This window comes from Rhodoplanes sp. SY1 (assembly GCF_046000175.1).
GTDB lineage: Bacteria > Pseudomonadota > Alphaproteobacteria > Rhizobiales > Xanthobacteraceae > Rhodoplanes.
This window is the reverse complement of sequence record NZ_JBEOMB010000219.1, coordinates 1-5,083: the sequence shown is the minus strand read 5'-3', so window position 1 is coordinate 5,083 and position 5,083 is coordinate 1. Positions and strand designations below refer to the sequence as shown.

Genomic DNA, 5,083 nt, shown 5'->3' with positions numbered 1-5,083 from the left:
CCCGCGGCACCCTGATTTCGGTGGTGCCGAACGTTCCCGTCAGCTTGCGCGTCCGTTTGCCGTGGCGGTGTCCGACAGCGCCCGTCGAGGGGGCCGCCGAATCATCGTTCACCACCGCCCGGCGTCCATAGCGCGGACGGTCCAAAGCGGCTTCGAGCTCGCTCTCGATCAGCGCTTCAATGAACGATCGAACACGGCGGCGCACCGCGGTCTCGATCGGGTCGATCCAGTTGTCGAAAAGGCAGGAGGTCGGCTCGGTCGCCGGCTGCGAGAGAGCGGCCTTCGTGGTAGGGCTCGTCATGGCGTGGTCTCCAGTCCGGCGCGCCAACGCCGGATGATTCGAGGTTCAGAACCCCGGAGACTGCGCCACCCTCAATTCCAACCACTCCCGCGACGGCACCCTCGTCCCTCGCTCGACTCGTGTTTCATGTGTGACCACCGGCGTGATAGTGTCGAATAGCAGAACTCCGCACCGCGGCTTCGGTCGGGTCCAGGCGATCCGCTGAATTCATGCGGTCGCGCATCCTCGACCTTCCCGTCCAGCATTGGAAGATTTGGAGTGACAAAGGGGGCGGCCATGAACACGACACGACCCTCGGCCGACGAGACCGGGCCGCCCGATTCGCTACTGGACGTTTTCGCTACCAAACGCAGCACCGCCGTGCTGCTGCCCTGCTATAATGAGGAGCGGACCGTCGGCGATGTCATCGCCGCGTTTCGACGCCATCTGCCGGATGCGGTGATCTACGTCTACGACAACAATTCAACCGACCGCACCGCAGCGGTGGCCGCGCGGGCCGGTGCGGTTGTCCGCCGCGAGCGCTACCAGGGCAAAGGCAACGTCATGCGTCGGATGTTCGCCGACGTGGAGGCGGATGTCTTCGTGCTCGCTGATGGCGACCTCACCTATGACGCCAGCGCCGCGGGACGGCTGATCGACACCCTGGTGCGCGAGAACGTTGACATGGTGGTCGGCGTCCGGGTCGAGGCCGGGGAGGCGGCTTACCGGCGCGGCCATCGGTTCGGCAATCGCATGTTCAACCGCATCGTCGCTGCGCTGTTCGGAGACGGCTTTTCCGACATCTTGTCCGGTTACCGGGTAATGTCGCGGCGCTTCGTCAAGTCTTTTCCGGCAGTGTCGTCGGGCTTCGAGGTTGAGACCGAGCTGTCGGTCCACGCGCTCGATCTCAAGGTCGGGACGATCGAGATCCCGTTGTCCTACGCGGAGCGGCCGGCGGGCTCGACCAGCAAGCTGAAGACCTATCGCGACGGATTCCGCATCCTGATGACCATCGTGATGATGTACCGGACATTGCAGCCGCTTCGCTTCTACAGCGCGGTCGCCTTCGCGCTGTTCGCCCTCGCGCTCGCGCTCGGGGCGCCGGTGCTGGTGACGTATTTCAGGACCGGCTTGGTGCCGCGCCTGCCGACGGCGGTGCTTGCGGCGGTTATCGTCCAGGTTGGGTTCTTGAGCATGACCTGCGGCATTATCATCGATGCGATCAGCGCCAGCCGGCGCGAGCTCAAGCGCATGCGCTACCTCGACCTGAAGGCCCCTGGCCATCACTGACGCCATGCGGCGTCGCGCCGGGAGCCGCGCCGCGGGTTAGCGGTGCCGCGGCACGACGGCGTAGACGTCGTATCCATAGGCTTGCCCGTAGGGAACGAGCCGGCCCTCTCGTTCGAGCCTCGTGGCGAGCGCGGCTCCGACGGGCGAATCGACGATGAGCACCTGGGCGTAGCCGTCCCGGGCCGCCGCCTCGACGAGGCGATCCTGCATCGCCGGCGCAGCGACGGCGAGCTTGGAGGCTTGCCGGCCCTGGAAATAATGGAAGAACCCGGTGGTGAGGTCGGCCCAGACGATGGTCCGCGCATCGAAGGCGCGATGCGCCCCGGCCGGTCCGAACAGCGGCGAGACCGGCGTCCTGACGACTGCCGACGCGACCAGCGCAATGACGAGGGCGACCCCGCCCGCAATTCGGCGCAGACGGACCTCCCCTTGCGACAGCGGCACAAGGCCGGAGAGGCCTTGCTCGGCGCGGCGCCGAAGCGCGAACGTTGCCGCGGTGGCGACGAAGGCGGCGAGCGGGATCGGATAGTAGGGCGCCCGGGGATCGTGCAGGACGAAATAGCCGAGATTGGTCACGAGATTCACCCCGGCAATGACCAGCACAAAGCCGCTCGGACCGGTCGGTCGCCGAAGTTGAACGACCGCCAGGACGACGAGAAGGAGAATCGCGCTGCCGACCGCATAGCCGATGCGGTCGTGCTCGATCAAGAAGTATTGGAGCCCCGCCGTGAGCCGCTCAGCGTCGAGGACTGGGGGCGCCGCATCGACCGTGCTGTAGGTGGTTGCGAAAAGGCTGCCGGCGTTGATCGCGTTCGCGAGCAGCACCGGGAGCAACCCGAACGCGAACGTCCCGGCGAACGCCGCCGGCGCGACGAGACGGGTCGGGCTCGGCCGCAGCAGGAATGCGGCGCCGTAGCAGGCCGCGAATCCGGCGAGCATGAACCCGTTTGGGATTCTGACCGCGACCGAAAGGCCGAGCACGAGGCCTGCGAGCGCGTGCCACTCGGACTTCGTCGGCCGACCCGAGAAGTCGAGTTTCTCAGCGACCAGCCAGCCAAGCGCGACCGCGGCGGCTAGGCTCGCCGGAATCGATGGGCTGACCGCGTTCCAGCCGAGCGTCCGGAACAAGCCGACGCCGAGCGCGCCGGCTGCGACCGTGCCGAGGATGGTGCGCGAACGCAGGGATGCGGCGAGCAGCCCAGCCAGTAGCGCGAGCGCCAGGACGCGGGTGAGGAGGCGCCCCCGCATCCCTTCCGGAAAAACCGACAGCAGCGCTCCGGTGCCGGGCGGATACTGTAGGACGACGCGGTCGACCGCGGGCTTGTAGTGATGGCAATGCGGGGCGACGGCTTCCTGCCATGCCTCAGGGCTCTCACCGGTCGCTTTCGCCAACTCGACGACGGCGAGCGTCAGCGGGTCGGCGATGGCCGTCGCGAGCCCGCCCGCCGGTCCATGCTGCACGAACAGCCGCGCTTGACGAAGATAGCCGAAATCATCGCAGCCGATCGGGATCTCCACGTACTTGGCTGCCTGCTGCAGCATGGCGATGAAGGCGATGACCAAGCCGATTGCGGCCGCGACCGCGACGGCGTTCCGGATAAAGTGCGGGTCCGTCGCGGCGGCCCGCCGAAAGAATAGAGATTTCAATGCACGCACAGGAACCCTCTTCGCGGTCAATCGGCGTTCGGTGTACAATACAATTATTGTACCCTCCTCCTGACAATTCGCAGTGACCTGCGAGTGCGGCCGAATGGACCCGGAGGCGGCGCAAGTCAAAACCCTAGGGTCCGTACTCAATTCGCTTGCGGCGCGGAGCGTTGACTGATTCAAGGGCTCCGGGGGGCACGGAGCCCTTGATGAGCAAGCAGCTTTACTGGCTGAGCGATTCCTACGTGTTCAGTCCCGGAGAGTCGTGGCGTATTCTTGACCCGAGAAGGGGAGGATTCGCTATGGCAGACGTTCTTCACGGGAGCGCCCGCACAACGCCGCGAGTTCGAGCCGAGCTCCAAGCGTCGCAAGAGAAGACCAGCTCCCTCGCCCGACAATACGGCCTCAGCCGCACGACGGTGGCGAAATGGCGGGTGAGAACCACGACCTCGGACGCCCGGATGGGGCCTCGCAATCCCCGCAGCACGGTCCTCACGCCGGTCGAGGAGGCCATGATCGTCGAGTTCCGCAGGCGAACTCTGCTGCCACTCGACGACGTCTTCGGCTGCCTGCGCGAGAGCATTCCGCGGCTGACCCGTTCGAGCCTTCACCGTTGCCTCGAGAGGCACGGCATCTCCCGCCTGCCGGACAGCGACAAATCGGCGTCGAAGCGAGGACGGTTCACCGTGATCGAAGTCCGCCCGGTCGACGCCGAGCAGCGGACAGACCCAATCCGGCGGCGCCATCGATACGGGGCCGGCGATAACGGCGGTGACGAACCCGTCGAACATGGCGAGGTTGCGGGCGAGCGGCCGAGGAGCCCGCTCCGCGAGCCAGCGATCGAGACGGTCGAGCGGCATCGCCGAGGTCGCCATCACCGAACCGGGCTTCGCTCGAGGTCGGCGGGGCATCAGGCCGCGAGTCCCGACGAGGCGGGATCCGACGAGGCGGGCGCCCAGTTCCAGGCGAGGAGCTCGTCGAGCTGATGGATTCTGGTCCGGCCGGAGACAATCCGTTCGAGCACGTCGTGCAGCCAGCGGAACGGATCATGGCCGTTCAGCATCGCCGTGTTCACCAGCGATGCGAGGATCGCCCAAGTCTGGGCGCCGCCCGCGCTGCCGGCGAACAACGAGTTGCGCCTGCCCAGGGCGAGCGCCCGAACATTCTGCCCATATCTGCGATGAAGTCGTCGTCCACTATCGGTGGCACCCACTTTATGGGCGGCGCCTTCGGCGTCAGTACAGCGAGCAACGGATCTCGGGTGGCTTTGTTCATGTGGAGGTTGCGCCCGGTGTAGTGACCGTGGTGGCAGCCTGGATGCTCGATCCGGTCGTCTGTGCCGGAATGGAGATGGGAGCACCACGGGTCCCCGTGACGGCGCTGGTCGACCTGCAACGTGTATTGAGAGAGCAAGGAATCGGGCGAACCTCCCTGGGCGATACGAATGGCGCCCAGGAGGAGGACGATGAATACGCCAAAGCCGACACCACCGACGACACCACATCAACTGAGCATGCCGTTGGACTGCGTGAAGCTCCGGGGCATGAGCCCCTGCGAGCGCGGGACAGTGGTGACGCGGCTCGCCTTCCTGCTGATGGAAGCCGCCGGCGTCGTCGGGGAGGAGCACGGCGATGACGAACGCTGAACTCCTTCCGGCCTCGGTGTTGAAGCGCAAAGCGGTGGTGTATGTCCGGCAATCCTCGCCCGCGCAGGTCCAGAACAATCTCGAAAGCCGGCGTCGTCAATACGAGCTCGTCGAGGTCGCACGCCGCCGAGGATTTCGTGACGTCGAGGTGATCGACGATGATCTCGGGCTTTCCGCAGGCGGGATGGTAGCGCGGCCCGGCTTGAAGTGGACCCCGGATT

3 protein-coding genes and 5 pseudogenes are annotated in these 5,083 nt (G+C 66.2%); 4 read left to right on the top strand and 4 right to left on the bottom strand.

Going from position 1 to position 5,083, the window contains the following annotated elements:
• A pseudogene (locus ABTU92_RS28600) lies at positions 1-301 on the bottom strand (IS256 family transposase); the annotation flags it as partial.
• 276 nt (positions 302-577) lie between these two features.
• On the opposite strand from ABTU92_RS28600, the gene ABTU92_RS28595 reads away from it, so the two are divergent.
• Positions 578-1,570, top strand: a complete 993-nt coding sequence (locus ABTU92_RS28595; RefSeq protein ID WP_408094962.1) for a glycosyltransferase family 2 protein — start codon at positions 578-580, stop codon at positions 1,568-1,570.
• Positions 1,571-1,606: 36 nt separating this feature from the next.
• On the opposite strand, the gene ABTU92_RS28590 is transcribed toward ABTU92_RS28595, so the two are convergent.
• Positions 1,607-3,226, bottom strand: a complete 1,620-nt coding sequence (locus tag ABTU92_RS28590) for a hypothetical protein (protein WP_408094961.1) — start codon at positions 3,224-3,226, stop codon at positions 1,607-1,609.
• Between the two features lie 293 nt (positions 3,227-3,519).
• On the opposite strand from ABTU92_RS28590, the pseudogene ABTU92_RS28585 reads away from it, so the two are divergent.
• Positions 3,520-3,915, top strand: a pseudogene (locus ABTU92_RS28585) (IS481 family transposase); the annotation flags it as partial.
• Between the two features lie 15 nt (positions 3,916-3,930).
• Here the strand turns inward: ABTU92_RS28585 and ABTU92_RS28580 are convergent.
• Positions 3,931-4,077, bottom strand: a pseudogene (locus ABTU92_RS28580) (UPF0149 family protein); the annotation flags it as partial.
• 50 nt (positions 4,078-4,127) lie between these two features.
• A pseudogene (locus ABTU92_RS28575) lies at positions 4,128-4,379 on the bottom strand (transposase domain-containing protein); the annotation flags it as partial.
• A 303-nt stretch (positions 4,380-4,682) separates the two neighbouring features.
• Here ABTU92_RS28575 and ABTU92_RS28570 point away from each other — a divergent pair.
• Both ABTU92_RS28570 and ABTU92_RS28565 read left to right on the top strand, forming a co-directional pair.
• Entirely contained in the window at positions 4,683-4,862 is a 180-nt protein-coding gene (locus ABTU92_RS28570; RefSeq protein WP_408094960.1) for a hypothetical protein, read from the top strand.
• Positions 4,849-5,083 (top strand): annotated as a pseudogene (locus tag ABTU92_RS28565) (hypothetical protein); the annotation flags it as partial. The gene ABTU92_RS28570 and the pseudogene ABTU92_RS28565, both read left to right, overlap by 14 nt.

What these genes read in the sequence shown, in the direction of transcription:
- ABTU92_RS28570 (WP_408094960.1), top strand. Translation starts at nt 4,683, where the DNA reads ATGAATACGCCAAAGCCGACACCACCGACGACACCACATCAACTGAGC.
- ABTU92_RS28595 (WP_408094962.1), top strand. Translation starts at nt 578, where the DNA reads ATGAACACGACACGACCCTCGGCCGACGAGACCGGGCCGCCCGATTCG.